General features: G+C 72.7%; 14 protein-coding genes and 1 riboswitch. Of the genes, 10 read left to right on the top strand and 4 right to left on the bottom strand.

Annotated elements, in window-relative coordinates; genetic code table 11:
• From Q8X39_RS00590 to Q8X39_RS00615, 6 genes are all read left to right on the top strand, one after another.
• Nucleotides 1-312 carry a c-type cytochrome gene (locus tag Q8X39_RS00590; protein ID WP_305747688.1) on the top strand — a complete coding sequence of 104 codons (312 nt, stop codon included), beginning with the start codon at nt 1-3 and terminating at the stop codon, nt 310-312.
• A complete protein-coding gene (locus Q8X39_RS00595) occupies nt 309-1,409 on the top strand; it encodes a ligand-binding sensor domain-containing protein (RefSeq protein ID WP_305747689.1) in 1,101 nt (366 codons plus the stop codon). The genes Q8X39_RS00590 and Q8X39_RS00595 overlap by 4 nt, the downstream gene beginning before the upstream one ends.
• A complete protein-coding gene (locus tag Q8X39_RS00600) occupies nt 1,406-2,602 on the top strand; it encodes a ligand-binding sensor domain-containing protein (protein ID WP_305747690.1) in 1,197 nt (398 codons plus the stop codon). Before Q8X39_RS00595 ends, Q8X39_RS00600 begins: the two co-directional genes overlap by 4 nt.
• 14 nt (nt 2,603-2,616) lie before the next feature.
• Nucleotides 2,617-5,256, top strand: coding sequence for a hybrid sensor histidine kinase/response regulator (locus tag Q8X39_RS00605; RefSeq protein WP_305747691.1), 2,640 nt, complete (start codon nt 2,617-2,619; stop codon nt 5,254-5,256).
• Nucleotides 5,257-5,396: 140 nt separating this feature from the next.
• A complete protein-coding gene (locus Q8X39_RS00610; protein WP_305747692.1) occupies nt 5,397-6,371 on the top strand; it encodes an FAD:protein FMN transferase in 975 nt (324 codons plus the stop codon).
• A gap of 126 nt (nt 6,372-6,497) precedes the next feature.
• Nucleotides 6,498-6,914, top strand: a complete 417-nt coding sequence (locus Q8X39_RS00615; protein WP_305747693.1) for a hypothetical protein — start codon at nt 6,498-6,500, stop codon at nt 6,912-6,914.
• A 23-nt stretch (nt 6,915-6,937) separates the two neighbouring features.
• On the opposite strand, the gene Q8X39_RS00620 is transcribed toward Q8X39_RS00615, so the two are convergent.
• Together Q8X39_RS00620 and Q8X39_RS00625 are read right to left on the bottom strand one after the other, a co-directional pair.
• Nucleotides 6,938-7,606 carry a hypothetical protein gene (locus Q8X39_RS00620; protein ID WP_305747694.1) on the bottom strand — a complete coding sequence of 223 codons (669 nt, stop codon included), beginning with the start codon at nt 7,604-7,606 and terminating at the stop codon, nt 6,938-6,940.
• Nucleotides 7,607-7,969: 363 nt separating this feature from the next.
• Nucleotides 7,970-8,161 (bottom strand): heavy-metal-associated domain-containing protein, encoded by a 192-nt coding sequence (locus Q8X39_RS00625; RefSeq protein ID WP_305747695.1) that lies wholly within the window; start codon nt 8,159-8,161, stop codon nt 7,970-7,972.
• A gap of 197 nt (nt 8,162-8,358) precedes the next feature.
• Between Q8X39_RS00625 and Q8X39_RS00630 the strand changes: the two genes are divergently transcribed.
• From Q8X39_RS00630 to fdhD, 3 genes are all read left to right on the top strand, one after another.
• Complete coding sequence (locus Q8X39_RS00630) at nt 8,359-10,854, top strand: heavy metal translocating P-type ATPase (RefSeq protein WP_305747696.1); 2,496 nt, start codon at nt 8,359-8,361, stop codon at nt 10,852-10,854.
• A gap of 127 nt (nt 10,855-10,981) precedes the next feature.
• Nucleotides 10,982-11,165: riboswitch (yybP-ykoY riboswitch) on the top strand.
• Between the two features lie 14 nt (nt 11,166-11,179).
• On the top strand, nt 11,180-11,755 hold the full coding sequence (locus Q8X39_RS00635; protein ID WP_305747697.1) for a TMEM165/GDT1 family protein: 576 nt from the start codon (nt 11,180-11,182) through the stop codon (nt 11,753-11,755).
• A 129-nt stretch (nt 11,756-11,884) separates the two neighbouring features.
• Nucleotides 11,885-12,793, top strand: coding sequence for a formate dehydrogenase accessory sulfurtransferase FdhD (fdhD, locus tag Q8X39_RS00640; RefSeq protein WP_305747698.1), 909 nt, complete (start codon nt 11,885-11,887; stop codon nt 12,791-12,793).
• 32 nt (nt 12,794-12,825) lie between these two features.
• On the opposite strand, the gene Q8X39_RS00645 is transcribed toward fdhD, so the two are convergent.
• Nucleotides 12,826-13,869 (bottom strand): zinc-binding dehydrogenase, encoded by a 1,044-nt coding sequence (locus tag Q8X39_RS00645; RefSeq protein WP_305747699.1) that lies wholly within the window; start codon nt 13,867-13,869, stop codon nt 12,826-12,828.
• Between the two features lie 123 nt (nt 13,870-13,992).
• Here Q8X39_RS00645 and dcd point away from each other — a divergent pair, with 123 nt between their 5' ends.
• Nucleotides 13,993-14,562, top strand: coding sequence for a dCTP deaminase (dcd, locus tag Q8X39_RS00650; protein ID WP_305747700.1), 570 nt, complete (start codon nt 13,993-13,995; stop codon nt 14,560-14,562).
• Nucleotides 14,563-14,600: 38 nt separating this feature from the next.
• Here dcd and Q8X39_RS00655 read toward each other — a convergent pair whose 3' ends face one another.
• A complete protein-coding gene (locus Q8X39_RS00655; RefSeq protein ID WP_305747701.1) occupies nt 14,601-15,029 on the bottom strand; it encodes a hypothetical protein in 429 nt (142 codons plus the stop codon).
• Between the last annotated feature and the right edge of the window lie 45 nt (nt 15,030-15,074).

The raw sequence follows: 15,074 nt of genomic DNA on the forward strand, positions 1-15,074 counted from the left end.
ATGACCCGCCGTGCCGCGCTGGCCGGGGCGCTGTCGCTGGCCTGCGCGGTGACGGCGCAGGCGGCCGACCCGTCCAACGGCGGCGCGATCTACCAGCGCCTGTGCGCCCAGTGCCACGGCATGCGCGGCCAGCCGGTGCTGCCGGTGGCGCCCGACTTCAGCTCGCCGACCGCGCTGATGAAGGCCGATCCGGCGCTGCTGGCGGTGATCCGCGACGGCCGGGGCGCGATGCCGGCCTACCAGGGCCAGCTCCGGGAGCGCGAGATGCTCGACCTCGTCGCCCACCTGCGCACGCTGCGGGGTCGGCGATGACCGGCCTGAGCCGACGCGCGCTGCTGGGCACGCTGCCGCTGCTCGGCTGGCCGGCCAGTGCACGGGCGGCCGAGCCGCCGAAGCTGCGCGTGCAGGACACCTTCGAGGTCGGACCTGCGGTCTACGTGCGCTCGCTGGCGGTCGAGCCGGCGCGTGGCGCGGTCTGGGTCGGCACCTCGGCGGGCGTGCACGAGGTCGACCTGAAGGACGGCCGGCGCCGCCAGACCTTCACCCGCGCCGAGGGCCTGGCCAACGAATACGTCTTCGCCATCGGCATCACCCGCGACGGCAACAAGTGGTTCGGCACCAACGCCGGCGGCGTCTCGCGCTGGCGCGACGGCCGCTGGAAGACCTTCTTCCCGATGCACGGCCTGGCCGACTACTGGGTCTACTGCTTCGCCCAGCAGCGCAACGGCGACCTGTGGATCGGCACCTGGGCCGGCGCCAGCCGGGTCGACGGACGGACCGGCGCGTTCACGACCTACCTGAAGGAACTCGTCAACGAATGGGTCTACGGCCTGGCCGTGGACGCGCAGGACCGCGTCTGGTTCGGCACCGAGGGCGGCGTGTCGATGTTCGACGGCCAGCGCTGGCGGTCCTGGACCCATGCCGACGGCCTGGGCGCGGCCAACGACGAGTGCCTGCCGTTCTCCGACAACACCGGCCTGGGCACACGCCGCCGGCACGACCTGACGATCTCGGCCGGCACCCAGGCGACCTACAACCCGAACTATGTCTTCGCGATGCTGGCCGCCGCCGACGGCTCGATCTGGGCCGGCACCTGGGGCGGCGGCGCGTCGCGCTGGGATGGCCAGTCCTGGCGCTCGGTCAGCCGCCGCGACGGCCTGGCCGGCAACATCGTCTACGCACTGGCGCAGGCCGGCGACGGCGCGCTGTGGTTCGGCACCGACCAGGGCCTGTGCCGCTGGCAGCCGGGTCCGGACGGGTTCCAGGCTGGCTTCCCGGGCGGTGGCACCTGGCAGACCTTCGGCGTCGCCGACGGACTGCCCGACCGCCACGTCTACGCCATCGCCGTGGCGCCGGACCAGCGCGTCTGGGCCGGCACGCGCGGCGGTGTCGTGAGGGTCGGGCCATGACGAAGCCGGCCTCCTTCGACCGCCGCCGCGCACTCGGTGCGCTCGGTGCGCTGTGCCTGGCACCGTCGATGTCGGTGGGGCAGGCGGCGGTGCAAGCCGCTTCCATCGCCGCGCCGGCCAGGCTCGCCGTGCGCCACTTCAACCACTTCCGCGTCGGCAACAAGAACGTCAAGCGGCTCTTCCTCGACGGCGAGGTGCTGTGGGCCGGGACCTCCGGCGGCGCGGTCCGGCATGACCCGCGCGACGGCTCGGTGCGGCTGTACGACACGACGTCCGGCCTGCTGTCCAACGGCATCTTCCACGTCGGCCGCATCGACCTGGGCAGCGGCGGCAGCCGCATCGCGCTGGGCACCTACGGCGGCGGCCTGGCCCTGCTGATGGACGAGCTGGAGAAGCCGCCGCGCTGGCGCACCTACAACGTGCCCGAGGGCCTGGGCGATGCCTTCGTCTACGACTTCCTGCAGACCCGAGACGGTGACCTGTGGATCGCCACCTGGTCGGGCATCAACCGCATCCGCGCCAGCCGGCTGGACGACCGCCAGGCCTGGGGCCTGCACACCGTCGACAGCACCGCCGGCGGCCTGCCCAACGACTGGGTCTACGGCCTGGCCGAGGGCCCGGACGGCACGCTCTGGCTGGCCACCGAAGGCGGCCTGGCCGCCTGGCGCGACAACCACTGGCAGCACTGGCGCCATGCCGACGGCCTGGGTGCGCCCTACGAGCAGGTGCGCGGCTCGCTGACGTCCAGCATCGACCCGGCCAGCCTCTCGCAGCACCACGCCCGCCAGAAGGCCGAGATGGGCCTGAGCGAGGTGCGCGAGGCCTACAACCCGAACTACGTCGTCTCGCTGGCGGTCGACCGCGCCGGCGTGGTCTGGGCCGGCACCTGGGGCGCCGGGCTGTCGCGCTACGACGGCCAGCGCTGGCGCCACTACACGGTCGCCGACGGCCTGCCCGGCAACCACGTCTTCATGCTGCAGCTCGACCCGTTCGGGCTGCTGTGGGTCGGCACCGACCAGGGCCTGGCGCGCATGGTGGCCAGCGGGGCCGAAGGCGACGCCCGTTTCGACGTGCTGACCACGCACGATGGGCTCTACGGCAACGCCGTCTTCTCGATGGCCACCGGGCCGGACGGCAGCCGCTGGGTCGGCAGCTACGGTGGCGTCGCCCGGCTGCAGTTGCAGACCGGCTAGGCTGGAGGCCACGCATGTCCTCGACCGCCCGCCCGCCGCACGGCCCGTCCGCGCACCGGCTCGACCCGGCCGAACTCGGCCTGCTGCTGGGCCGCCTGCTGGCGATCGCCGATGACGCGCTGGTGGTCTGCGACGCGCAGCAGCGCGTGGTCGTCTTCAACGAAGGGGCCGAACGCATCTTCGGCCACCTCGCAGACGCGGTGCTGGGCCACAGCCTGGACCTGCTGCTGCCCGAGAGCGCCCGGCCGATGCATGCGCGCCACCTGGCGGCCTACGCGCGTTCGGGCGTGCCGGCACGCCGCATGGCCGAGCGGCGCGAGATCCAGGGCCGCCGCGCCGACGGGGCGCTGTTCGATGCCGAGGCCTCGATCGCGCACGTCGAGCTCGACGGCCGGCCCTACTTCGCGGCCATCCTGCGCGACGTCAGCCAGGTGCGCGCCCAGGCCCGCCTGCTGGCCCAGGCCAAGGCCGACGCGGAGGCGGCCGCGCGCGCCAAGAGCCTGTTCCTGGCCAACATGAGCCACGAGATCCGCACGCCGCTGAACGCCGTCATCGGCATGACCACGCTGCTGATGGACACGCCGATGTCGGAGGAGCAGCGCGAGTGCGCCGCCACCATCCGCGCCAGCGGCGAGGCGCTGCTGGCGATCGTCAACGACGTGCTGGACTACTCCAAGGCCGAGGCCGGCAAGCTCGACCTGGCGCAGCAGGTCTTCGGCCTGCGCGCCTGCATCGAGGGCGCGCTGGACGTGGTCGCCCAGCGGGCCCGCGAGAAGGGCCTGAGCCTGGGCTACCTGGTGGAGGACGACACGCCGGACTGGCTGGTCGGCGACGTCGGCCGGATCCGCCAGATCCTCGTCAACCTGCTGTCCAACGCGGTCAAGTTCACCCATGAGGGCGAGGTGCATGTCGCGGTGGGCAGCCGGTCGGTCGGCGACGGGCCCGACGGTGCGCCCGACCGGGCACCCGATGGCGAGCGGCTGCTGCGCCTGTCGGTCCACGACACCGGCATCGGCATCGCCGAGCAGCACCTGCCGCAGCTGTTCCAGTCGTTCTCGCAGCTCGACCCGTCGACCACCCGCAAGCACGGCGGCACCGGACTGGGCCTGGCGATCTGCAAGCGCCTGGCCGAGCTGATGGGCGGGCGCATCGGCGTCGTCAGCGAACCGGGCCAGGGCAGCGTCTTCCAGGTCGAACTGGGCGTGCGCGGTGCGGCGCCGCTGGAGGCCGGCATGCCCGAGCCGGACTGCCTGCGTGCCGACGTGCCCGGCCTGGTCGGCCGGCGCGTGCTGATCGTCGACGGCAACCTGACGCAGCGCCGCATCCTGACCCGCTGGGCGCTGCACTGGGGCCTCGTGCCGGCGACCTTCCCGTCGGCGCTGGAGGCGCTCGACCGGCTGCGCCACGGCGAGCGCTACGACCTGGCCATGCTGGACCTGGGGCGCGATGCGCGCGACGTGCTGGTGGTGGCCGAGGCGCTGCGTCGCCCTGGACGGCACGGCCTGACGCCCGGCGCGGCGGAGGAAACGCCGATCGTGCTGCTGTCGGGCCAGCCGCTGGGGCAGGTTGGCGCACCGCTGGGCGGGGGCAGCCTGGCCCGGCTCGGTGTCGCGGCCATGTTGACCAAGCCGCTGAAGATGGCGGTGCTGTTCGAGACCCTGCAGGCCGCGCTGCGCCAGCGATCGGCCATGCGCCGGCCCGCCGCGCTGTCGCGACCGGCCCCGCTGGGCTGGCGCGGGCCCTGGGTCGACCCGGACGCGCACGCGCCGCGCGATGCCCGCGACGCTGCGCAGCCGCACGATGGCCGCGCGCCGATCGCACCGGCAGCCCCGCTGCACCGCGTCCTGATCGCCGAGGACCAGGACGTCAACCAGCGCGTCGCCCAGCAGCTGGTGCGCCGGCTGGGCTACGCGGCCGACCTGGTCGGCAACGGGCTGGAGGCGATCGACGCGGTCGAGCGGCAGGACTACGCGGTCGTGCTGATGGACATCCAGATGCCCGAGATGGACGGCCTGCAGGCGGCCCGCTGGATCGCCCGCCGGCGCGGCCCGAGCGCGCGGCCCCGGCTGGTCGCCATGACCGCCAACGCCATGCCCGGCGACCGCGAGGCCTGCCTGGCCGCCGGCATGGATGCCTACGTCTCCAAGCCGATCGAGCTGGCCGCGCTGGCCGCCGCGCTGCGCCAGGCCGGGCTGATGCCCGCGCCGGACGGCCTGCCGCCGGCCAGGCCGCAGGGCCCGCCACCGGACGCCGCGGATGCCGCGGACGCCGCGGCCGCCGGCCAGCCCGGCGTGGAGGTGCCGGTGCTCGACATGGCCCGCTGGGCCGAGCTGCGCAGCCTGGACGACGACCTGGCCGAACCCCGGCTGCTGGCCGAGCTGGTCGCCCGTTTCCAGGACGACGTGCCGGTCCACCTCGAACGCCTGCGGGCGGCGCTGCAGGCCGGGGACCTGCGCGAGCTGGCCGCGCTGGCGCACCGGCTGCTGTCGGTCACCGACAACATCGGCACCCGCCGCATGGCGGTGCTCTGCGCCGAGATCGAGCGCCTTGCGCGCAGCGGCACGCTGGCCGGCGCGGCGGCGCTGTTCGAGCCGCTGGAGATCGAGCACCTGGCGGCCAGCGCCGCGCTGCGCAGCGGCTGGCATCGGGCATGACGCGTGTGACGGGCAGGCCGTCGATCCGGCCCGCGCGACGGCGGCTGGTCGGGGCGCTGTTGCTGTCGCCGCTGCATGGGCTTGCCTGCGGGCCGCTGCCGGGCGGGGCCTGGGCAGGCGACCGGTCCGACGCAGCGCCCGTGACGCTGCGGCGCGAACGCCGCGCGCTGTTCGGCGGCCGGGCCGAGCTGATCGTGCCCGGTTCAGCTGCGGCCAGCCCCGCAGCGGACCGGGCGCTCGCGCAGGCCTGGGCGCAACTGGCCCGGCTGGACCGCGAATGGAACGCCTGGAAGCCCGGCGCGCTGCACCGCGTCAACACCGCCCTGGCGGCGGGTCGACGCGTGTCGGTGGACGACGACCTGGCCCGCCTGCTGCGCCAGGCCCGCGACATCGAGCAGGCCAGCGCGGGCGCCTGCAACGTCGCGATCGGCGCGGCCGTCGCGGCCTGGGGCTTCCATGCCGACCGGCTGCGCGAGGGCGCGGCCGCGCCGGCCGAGGCCGCGCTGCAGCGGCTGCGCGAGCCGGTGCCGACGCTGGCGTCGCTGCACTGGCAAGGCGGTAGGTTGGGCGGGATGTTGGGCGGCACCGACCGCCGGGTCCGGATCGACCTCGGCGCGATCGGCAAGGGCCATGCGGCCGATCTCGCGCTGCACACGCTGCGGGCGGCCGGCATCGGCTCGGCGCTGGTCGACCTGGGCGGCAACCTGGCGGCGATGTGCGGGCCGGACGGCGCGGGCGGGCGGCCCTGGCGCATCGGCATCCGGCATCCCGATCCGGCCGGCGGCGTGGTGGCGGCCGTCGAGCTGGGCGAACGCGAGGCGGTCATCACCTCGGCCCAGTCCGAACGGCGCCGTCGCCTGAGTGATGGCCGCGAGGTCGGCCACGTGCTGGACGCCCGCACGCTGCTGCCGGTGTCGTCGGCGGCGGGCGTGACGGTGCTGGCGCGCGACGCGACCTGGGCCGACGCGATGGCGACCGCGCTGCTGGCGGCCGATCCGGCCGAGCCGTGGCCGACCGTGACCGCCCGCCTGGGCGTGGCGCAGGCGCTGCGGGTGCAACCGGACGGCCGCATCGAGTCGACGCCGGCCCTGGCCGCGCGGCTGCGGCCCGCCTGAGACGCTCGAACGCGAAAAGCGCGCATTCGCCGGGCAGGCGTCACGGCGCGGGGCCGGGCGTGAACGGCGGGGCTCAGGCCGGGCGGGTGGGGGCCGAAACAGCGGCATCCCCCCAGGAGTGCCGCCATGCCGAATCGCCCCGTCCCGACGTCCGACCGTGCCCGGACCACCTCACCGCTGGCCCGTTCCCTGCCGTCGATGCCGGTGTGGATGGGCGTGGGCCTGGTCGCGCTGCTGCTGGGCCTGGCCGGGGTTCCGGCGCAGGCCCAGGCCCAGGCCGATCCGACGCTGTGGCGCTGCCACCTCACGTCCGGCGCGACCCGGCTGCTCTGCGTGGCCGAACGGTCGCCGCAAGCCGTCGAGGCCGGCACGACCGCGTCGGTGCCCAATGCCAGCGGCCTGCCGGCGCGCTACCCGCTGGACCCGTCCCGCCCGTACACGATCGAGCTGCTGGGGCCGGCCACCGACATGCCGCTGGTGGCGCAACTCGCGCAGTTCACGCTGTGCCTGAAGACGCCGAACTGCCGGGCGGTGGTGGGGTGAGGCGAGGACGGTTCATGGACGCGTCATGCCGAATCGATGGCTGCGTCAATCACGCTGAACGTGCGCTCTGACAAGGCGAGCACGAAGGTCGTCCCGATCATGAACCATTGGTAGATGGCCACGTCGATGTCGATCAGGCCGAACAGATCGATCCACATGCCCAGTTCAGCCTCCTGTCCATGACGGGCACGTCCCACGAGCGCGATCAGGTTGTAGACGGAAAACAAGATGCCGAAATAGCCATTGACGAATCCGACGGTGATGAAGCACATGACGGCAAGCGTCAGCACGACGATCGTCATCAAGCTGTGGAAGACGTCATCGAAATGCATCGGATCCAGGAGCAACTTGAAGAGCGCCACAGCCCCCGCGAAGGCGAGAGCCACCTTCAACGCAAAGGAGATCGCGTCCCGCAGTGACGGCCTGTAGCGTCGCAGGATGCGGCAGGCATAGTGGGCACCAACGATCCACGCCGGGGTCAGCATGAGAAAGACCATCGCCCGGTCATTGGCGATGTGTGCGCCCGACTTGATCGCTCGGATGTCCAGCCACAGCGAGATGCAACCCAGCAACAGGAAGACGCCGACGTTCAGATTGATCGACCGAAGCGTTGCGCGTCTGAGCAAGAAGGGCGGCTCGAATCCGCGATGGTCACTCAGCGCCTCGTGATCGCTGCTGCTGCGTCTTCTCATCTCGCTCCCCTCCGTGTTTTCTGCATGGTCCGGACGACGGTCCTGCGCGACTGGCCACGAAGGCCGGCCACAGCATCCAGGGCGAGTTGACATCCCGCATGGATCGGCCGGCAAATGCGAAATATCAGTTTAGGAACGAGCCTGGTCGAGATCAAGTCGGGATGACGCCTCACATCATCATGACGGGCATCGTTGTCTGGGCGACACGATGGCATCGACGCATCGGGTCGGATCTGCCGCTCGCCGTTGGCGGCTGGCCGTCGATGCCGGTCTCATCAGACGCAGGACGGGTCGGCGTTGCCTTTCAGATCCGGGACGGTGAACCACACCGGTGCGCCTGGCATGGCGCGGGTCGTGACCTCCTCACGCTGGCTCGTACCCCGCTTCCTTCAGCGCCTCGGCAAGTGCCGACTTCTCGGCGCCGGTCTCGACCTTCACCTGGTGGGTGGGCAGGTCGATGGCGACCCTGGCCTGTGCATCGACCGACTGGATCGCGGCGGTGACGGCCTTGACGCAGTGGCCGCAGGTCATCGTGGGGAGCTGGAATTCGATCATGGTGGTGTTCCTTGCAAGTTCGCTGGACGTGATGACGAGGGCTTGTAGCTTGCCATGAGGGCAAGGCCCCGCGCGCCGACCCAGGCCCGTTGGCCTGTGCTGGATCAGGCCGTGGCCGCCAGACCCTGACATGATGGCAAGGTTGAGACTGCACGGCACCGGGACCTTCCGGTGAGCGACGGTCCGGAGCCCTCGCCATGTCCACCACAGCTGCTGCAGCCCCTGTCGTCCTGTCGTCCCGTGGCCCTGCCGATGCGGGCGGCCTGCGCTGGTCCTTCGTGGTCGAGGGCATGACCTGCGCGAGCTGCGTCGCACGGGTCGAGAAGGCCCTGGCGAAGGTTGACGGCGTGGCCGAGGCGAGCGTCAACCTGGCCACCGAGACCGCCAGCGTGTTCGCCGCGCCCGGGGTGACGCTGGAGGCGCTCACCGCTGCCGTGACCCGGGCCGGCTACGCGGTGCCGGCGCGCGAGTGGCGGCTGCAGGTCGAGGGCATGACCTGCGCGAGCTGCGTCGGTCGGGTCGAGAAGGCCTTGCGGCAGGTGCCCGGCGTGCGCAGCGCCGAGGTCAACCTCGCCACCGAGGTCGCCACCGTGTCCGCGCTGCCAGCCATGGTCGACGCGGCCCGGCTGCTGGCCGCCGTGCGCAAGGCCGGCTACGACGCGCACGTGAAGGACGACGCGCCGGGCGCCGCCGCCGAGGGCGAGCCCAAGGGTCCGCCGCTGTGGCCGGTGCTGACGGCGGCCGCCCTGTCGCTGCCGCTGGCCTTGCCGATGGTGGCGATGCTGTGGGGCGGTCACTGGATGCTGCCGGGCTGGCTGCAATGGGCGCTGGCCACGCCCGTGCAGTTCTGGCTCGGCGCGCGCTTCTACCGGGCCGGCTGGTCGGCCCTGCGCGCGGGCAGCGGCAACATGGACCTGCTGGTCGCGATCGGCACCTCGGCCGGCTACGGGCTGAGCGTCTGGACGCTGCTGGGCCAGCCCGGCGCCGCCATGCCCGAGCTGTACTTCGAGGGCTCGGCGGTGGTCATCACGCTGGTGCTGCTGGGCAAGTGGCTGGAGGCCCGCGCCCGGCGCCAGACCAGCGAGGCGATCCGTGCGCTCAACCGCCTGCGGCCCGAGGTCGCGCGGCTGCGCCTGGCCGACGGCCGCGAGGTCGAGCGGCCGATCGCCGAGGTGCAGGTCGGCGACCTCGTGGTCGTGCGGCCCGGTGAACGCATCGCCGTCGACGGCCGGGTGATCGAGGGCGCCAGCCACGTCGACGAGGCCATGCTGACCGGCGAGAGCCTGCCAGTGGCCAAGCAGGCCGGCGACGGCGTCATCGGCGGCTCGGTCAATGCCGAGGGCCTGCTGCTGCTGCACACGACGAAGGTGGGTGCGGAGTCGACGCTCGCGCGCATCGTCCGGCTGGTGGAGAGCGCGCAGGCCCGCAAGGCGCCGATCCAGAAGCTGGTCGACCGCATCAGCGCGGTCTTCGTGCCGGTGGTCATGGGCATCGCGCTGCTCACGCTGCTGGGCTGGGGCCTGGGCACGGGGCGCTGGGACACGGCCATCCTGCATGCGGTCGCGGTGCTGGTGATCGCCTGTCCGTGTGCGCTGGGCCTGGCCACGCCGGCGGCCATCATGGCCGGCACCGGCGTGGCGGCGCGCCACGGCGTGCTGATCAAGGATGCGGAGGTGCTCGAACTGGCGCACCGCATCGACGTGGTCGCCTTCGACAAGACCGGCACGCTGACGGTGGGCCGCCCGACGCTGCTGGCGCAACTGGCCATCGACGGCGACGAACGCGCGCTGCTGCAGGCCGCTGCCGCGTTGCAGGCCGGCAGCGAGCACCCGCTGGCTCGCGCGGTGAGCCAGGCCGCCGCCGACGCCGGCCTGCCCGCCGCGACCGCACCGGTCGACCTGCGCGCGGTGGCCGGACGCGGCGTGTCGGCCACGGTCGACGGCCGGCCCCTGCAGCTGGGCAGCCGGCGCTGGGTCGAGGAACTGGGCGCGGACCTGAGCCCGCTGAGGGCCCGGGCCGAGGCCGAGCAGGCGCAGGGTCGCACCGTGTCATGGCTGGTGTCATCGGGCGGTAAGGCCGATGAACACGGGCCGGCCGGGCAGGGCGGTGTCACGCTGCTTGGCCTGTTGAGCTTCGGCGACCGCCTCAAGCCTGGCGCGGCCGAGGCGGTGCGCGAGCTGCAGGCGATGGGCGTGCGCAGCGTCATGCTCAGCGGCGACAACCGGGGTGCGGCAGAGGCGGCCGGCGCGCAGCTGGGCATCGCCGACGTGCGTGCCGAGGTGCTGCCCGAGGACAAGTCGCGCATCGTCGGCGAGCTGCGTGCGGCCGGCGCGACCGTGGCGATGGTCGGCGACGGCATCAACGACGCGCCGGCGCTCGCCGCCGCGCAGGTCGGCATCGCCATGGCCACCGGCACCGACGTGGCCATGCATGCGGCCGGCATCACGCTGATGCGCGGCGATCCGGCGCTGGTGCCGGCGGCCATCGACATCGCGCGGCGCACCCAGGCCAAGATCCGCCAGAACCTGTTCTGGGCCTTTGCCTACAACGTCGTCGGCATCCCGCTGGCGGCGGCCGGCCTGCTCAACCCGGTGCTGGCCGGCGCGGCGATGGCCTTCAGCAGCCTCAGCGTCGTCAGCAACGCGCTGCTGCTGAGGCGCTGGCGCCGAGCGGGCGGCGCAGCGCCGGACTGACGCGTGACCTGGCGTGACGGCAGGGACACGACCCTGGCGAACGCTGCCCACCTGAGCCCCGGCGAGGCTGCCGAGCGCGCCTGCCCGGAGCTCACGCGACGGCTGCCATGAGCCATTCAGCGACGCTCCATAGAATCCGCGCCGTCACCGGGGAGTAGCCGCCCTGCAACCCCGCAGGGGTCGCGCGTCAACACACTGGATCGCTCACCGATCCTGGCGCCGACAGCCCCCCGCCTGGCCAGACCGTTGACCTTGTCCTCCTGTCGCGCGGGCCGCAGGAGCTAAAGGTCACACGCGTTCATCGGCCCCGGAATCCACATCCCTCATGGAAGCCTTCCTGATCTCCACCGGTGTCGTCGCCCTGGGCGAAATGGGCGACAAGACGCAGCTGCTGGCCTTCATGCTCGCGGCCCGCTTCAAGAAGCCCGTGCCCATCGTGCTGGGCATCCTGGTGGCCACGCTGGCCAACCACGCCATGGCCGGTGCCGTCGGCAACGCGGTCGCGGCCTTCGTCGGCCCGACCCTGCTGCGCTGGGGCCTGGGCCTGTCCTTCCTGGCGATGGCCGCCTGGATGCTGATCCCCGACCAGGCCGACGACGAGGCGCTCGACGGCAAGGTCTCGCGCCTGGGCGTGTTCGGCACCACCGTGGTCGCCTTCTTCCTGGCCGAGATGGGCGACAAGACGCAGATCGCCACCGTCGCGCTGGCCGCCCGCTACGACGCGCTGGTCGGCGTGGTGGCCGGCACGACGCTGGGCATGATGCTGGCCAACGTGCCGGCGGTGTACCTGGGCGACCGGGTCACGCGTGCGGTGCCGATGAAGCTGGTGCACGGCGTGTCGGCGGCGATCTTCGCGGTGCTGGGCGTGCTGGCCTTGCTCAACGTCGGGTCGCTGTTCTGAACGTCGGCCCCCAAGGCCGACCTGACCGGTCGTCCGTCCCCCCAGGGGGGAGCGAAACCCTTGGGGCGGCCCGGCGGGTTTCGTGACTCGCTTCGGGCGCCGGAGCAGTCCCGATGGGAGAATTTGCCCATGACGACCGACCTGCTCACCGATGCCGTCCCGCTGGCCGATGCCTCCATCCGCGAGGTCACGCGCTGGCGTGGCGGCGCGGTCCAGACCGCGCAGGACGTGCTGGCCGAGGAAGTGCCCGTCGCGCTGGTCTACAACGGCATCTCGCATGCCGTGATGCTGGCCAGCCCGGCCGACCTGGAGGACTTCGCGCTCGGCTTCTCGCTCAGCGAGGGGATCATCGACGAGGTCGACGACCTGCTCGACTGCGAGGCCCATGTCAGCGACCTGTCCGGCGCGGCGGTGATGCAGGCCGACGGCGAATCCGCCCCCGGCGTGCTGCCCGACGGCACGATCACGGCGGCGCACGGCCTGACGCTCGAACTGCGCGTCACGCTGCGCTGCTTCATGCGGCTGAAGGAACGCCGCCGCACGCTCGCCGGCCGCACCGGCTGCGGCCTGTGCGGCACCGAAAGCCTGGCCGAGGCCGTGCGCCCGGTGCGACGCGCGCCGGCCGAGGTCCGCATCCGCCAGTCGGCGCTGGGCCGCGCGATGGCCGGGCTGTCCGATGGCCAGGGCCTGCAGCAGCGCACCGGCGCGACCCATGCCGCCGCCTGGTGCAGCCTGGACGGCCAGGTGCTGCTGGTGCGCGAGGATGTCGGCCGCCACAACGCGCTGGACAAGCTCACCGGGCGCATGGCGCGCGACGGCGTCGATCCGGCGCAGGGCTTCATCGCGGTGACCAGCCGGGCCAGCTACGAGATGGTCTACAAGACCGCCAGCGCCGGCGTCGGCCTGCTGGCCGCCATCTCCGCCCCGACCGCGCTGGCCGCCCGCACCGCCCAGGCCGCCGGCCTGGTCCTGGCCGGCTTCACGCGCGGCGACCGGGCGTCGATCTATGCCCATGCGGATCGGGTGCAGGCGGGCTGATCGGCCGCGCGCACCTGGCCGCCGGGCCAGGCTCAGGCGATCTCGACCGCCACCTTCCCGAACTGCCGCGACGAATCGAGGTGGTCCAGCGCGGCATGCAGCTCGGACAGCGGGTAGCGCTGGTCGATCACCGGCTTCAGGTCGTGCAGGGCGACGAAGTTCAGCAGGTCGCGGAACTCGGTCAGGCTGCCGGCGGTGGAGCCGAAGACCTGGAGCTGGCGGATGAACATCCGGCGGATGTCGGCGCCGGGCTGGTCGCCGGACGTCGCGCCGCAGGTGACCAGGCGGCCGCCACGCACGAGCGACTTCAGTGCCGCGCTCCAGACCGCCGTGCCGATGTTCTCGATCACCACGTCGACGCCGCGTCCGCCGGTCAGCTTCAGCACCTGCCTGGCGATCTCGTCGCCGCCGCCCAGCACGACCTCATCGGCACCGTGCGCGCGGGCCTTCTCCAGCTTGGCCGCGTCGCGCGAGGTCACGATCGCCTTCGCGCCGATGGCCTTGACCAGCTGCAGCGCGGCCAGGCTCACGCCGCCGCCGATGCCGAAGATCAGCACGGTCTCCCAGGGCTGGACGCGGGCCTTGGAAAACAGCATGCGCCAGGCGGTCAGGTGGTTGACGCCGAGCGCGGCGCCCTGCGCGAAGTCCAGGCCGTCGGGCAGCGCGAAGACGTTGCGCGCCGGCAGGCTCACGAACTGAGCCAGCGTGCCGTGGCGGTGCTCGCCCAGGTAGCTGGCGCTGGTGCACAGCGGCGTGTCGCCACGCTCGCAGAACTCGCAGCGGCCGCAGCTGATGATGGACTGCAGCACGACGCGCTGGCCGACCTGCCAGCGGGTCTCCTCGGGACCCACGTCCTCGACCACGCCGGCGCCGTCCACGCCCATCACCAGCGGCAGAGGGTGGGTGATGCCGGCCCCGCTGTCGCGCATGTAGAGGTCGACGCGGTTGAGCGTGGCCGCCTTCATGCGCACCAGGATCTCGCCGGGCGCGCGCACCGGGCGCTCGCGCTCGCCGATCGTCACCACCTCGTTGCCGCCGTGGCCGGTGAGCCAGGCCGCCTTCATCGTCGTCGTCATGGTTGTTCCTCAGGTTCTGGGCAGGTCGTGCAGCGGACGGGAAGATGATCCGCATCCGGTCTGCCGTGATCCTGACACGCCGGGCCCGAACCTAGAATCGTGATCCCCTGAGAGAGGCCGACGATGAGCATCAAGAGCGACAAGTGGATCCGCCGCATGGCCGAACAGCACGGCATGATCGAGCCGTTCGAGCCGGGCCAGGTGCGGCAGTCGGCCGACGGCCACAAGATCGTCAGCTACGGCACCAGCAGCTACGGCTACGACATCCGCTGCGCGCCCGAGTTCAAGGTCTTCACGAACATCTACAGCACGGTCGTGGACCCGAAGAACTTCGACGAGCGCAGCTTCGTGGACATCGAGTCGGACGTCTGCATCATCCCGCCCAACAGCTTCGCGCTGGCCCGCACGGTCGAGTACTTCCGCATCCCGCGCAACGTGCTGACCATCTGCCTGGGCAAGAGCACCTACGCGCGCTGCGGGATCATCGTCAACGTGACGCCCTTCGAGCCGGAATGGGAAGGCTACGTGACGCTGGAGTTCAGCAACACGACGCCGCTGCCGGCCAAGATCTATGCGGGGGAGGGCTGCGCCCAGGTGCTGTTCTTCGAGAGCGACGAGGTCTGCGAGACCAGCTACGCCGATCGTGGCGGCAAGTACCAGGGCCAGCGCGGCGTGACGCTGCCCAAGACCTGATCGGACATTCGCGAGCGCGGCGGGGATCCCGCCCCGCTTCAGCCGAGCAGCTGGCCGCTGCCGGCGCTGGCGCCGTTCCAGCCCCGGGCGCCGTAGAGCGACGGCGCCTCGCGGGGCATGAGGGCGTCCATCGCCCGGTCCAGCGCGACGGTGGCGCGGACCATGGATTCACGTTGTGCGGCGACCTGGCCGCTGGCCCGCATCAGGCGGTGGCGCAGCGGGGCCGGCAGGCCACCCTGGCGGGCGGCGGTCTGGAAGCCTTGCAGGGCGCGTTCGAGCGCCTGGTGCAGGCGCTGGGCATGGCCCTCGATCGCCTCGGGGTCCTGCAGCCGCAGGGACTGCCCGAGCGCGGCCAGCGATTCCTCCAGACGCTCGACCAGGCCTTCCAGGTCGGCCGGCGGCGTGCCGGCGACGACGGCCGGACGACGGGGCAGCGCGGGGGCGGGGGAGCGGGTCTGCGGATTCATGCGATGGCCTGTGCCGCGGCGGCGGCTGGAGCGGAGGGACGGAGG

The organism is Leptothrix discophora (assembly GCF_030705305.1).
Classification (GTDB): domain Bacteria; phylum Pseudomonadota; class Gammaproteobacteria; order Burkholderiales; family Burkholderiaceae_C; genus Sphaerotilus; species Sphaerotilus discophorus.